The organism is Rahnella perminowiae, assembly GCF_019049755.1.
Lineage (GTDB): Bacteria > Pseudomonadota > Gammaproteobacteria > Enterobacterales > Enterobacteriaceae > Rahnella > Rahnella perminowiae.
Genome location: NZ_JAFMOS010000177.1, coordinates 1 through 1,395 on the forward strand (window position 1 = coordinate 1; position 1,395 = coordinate 1,395).

The following is a 1,395-nucleotide window of genomic DNA, read 5'->3' on the forward strand; positions in this document are numbered from 1 at the left end:
TAATATAACGTAAAGTAACAATTAAACTGGAGTGGTTCATGAAAATAAACTTATTTTCTTTATCTTTGAGTATTTCATTTTATTTGTTCAACTTTCCGCTTCATGCAGCAGCCATACGTTGTCTACCCCAAAATTGGGGAGCTCATCCTAATTCTAATTACACAGCCACGAAAGCTATTCAGCGGGCTATCGACAGTTGCTCTGCTGCCGGGGGCGGCATTGTCATGCTATCAAGTGGGGACTGGATTAGTGGGCCACTATTGCTTAAAAATGGAGTTAATTTACATCTATCTGCAGGCAGCCAATTATTGGCAAACTATGATGGCTCTGCCTTCAGCCCAGCTTTTATTTCGTATCCTGCTCATTTTGGAGAGGCTTTCATTCTTGCCAAAAAAGTCAACCATGTCAGCATCACCGGCACAGGAATTATCGACGGGCAGGGACAAATTAAATGGTGGCCGTTGGCGACTAAGGCCCGTGAACATTTGAAACAGGGTGATACACGTTGGTTTGAAAAGCGCTACCCAGGGATACCTCCAGCAAACGGTATGCCGCGCCCCTGGCTCATTGAGTTTGATCATGTAAAACACGGTGATGTCAGCAATGTGGCCATAAAAAACTCTCCTATGTGGAATCTTGTGATCCGTAATAGTAAAAATATTCGCGTGAGTGATAGTACAATAAACAACCCTGCAAACTCGCCCAATACCGATGGTGTTGATATTGTTTCATCACAAAATGTCGTCCTGAAAAAGCTGGATATATCAACAGGTGATGATGATATATCCATTAAGTCAGGACTTACAAAACTGAGCGTAAATGGACAAACTAGTGGTGTTAATATTTCTGATATTCATGTTGAACATGGCCACGGTATTTCGATTGGCAGTGAAACGGCAAACCATATAACGCATATAAATATGAATAATTTATTCTTCACTGGCACACAAAATGGTGTTCGCATCAAGTCTGGTCGTGACCGTGGCTCATCAATCACGTTAATTGAGGTCAGTCACGTTGAAATGAAAGATGTTGACACTCCGCTGGTGATAACCGACAGCTACGGGGGGAACGGTGGATACTCTGAAAATAGTCTCGATCAATTAATCAAAGCACCTGTAACTGAAATGACTCCATGGATTAAAAATATTAAGATAGAACATGTTCATGCTATTGGCGCTAAATATGCAGGTATTATCAGCGGCCTTCCTGAGGCACCATTGCTTAATATTTTGTTAAGTTCAGTCGTCATAGAATCAGACCATGGACTCCAAAGTCGCTATGTTTTTGGTACACAGAAGTACGTTAGATTAGAATCAACGAAAGATGCTGCGCAAAGATTTGGGCCTGATTGTCATTGGGAAGGGGCTATACCTAGTGCATAATAAGTTAAAT

At 41.6% G+C, this 1,395-nt stretch carries 1 protein-coding gene; it reads left to right on the plus strand.

Features of this window, described 5'->3' with window-relative positions:
- Positions 1–38 precede the first annotated feature (38 nt).
- Positions 39–1,385, plus strand: coding sequence for a glycoside hydrolase family 28 protein (locus J1785_RS01035; protein WP_217218597.1), 1,347 nt, complete (start codon positions 39–41; stop codon positions 1,383–1,385).
- The last annotated feature ends 10 nt before the right edge of the window (positions 1,386–1,395 follow it).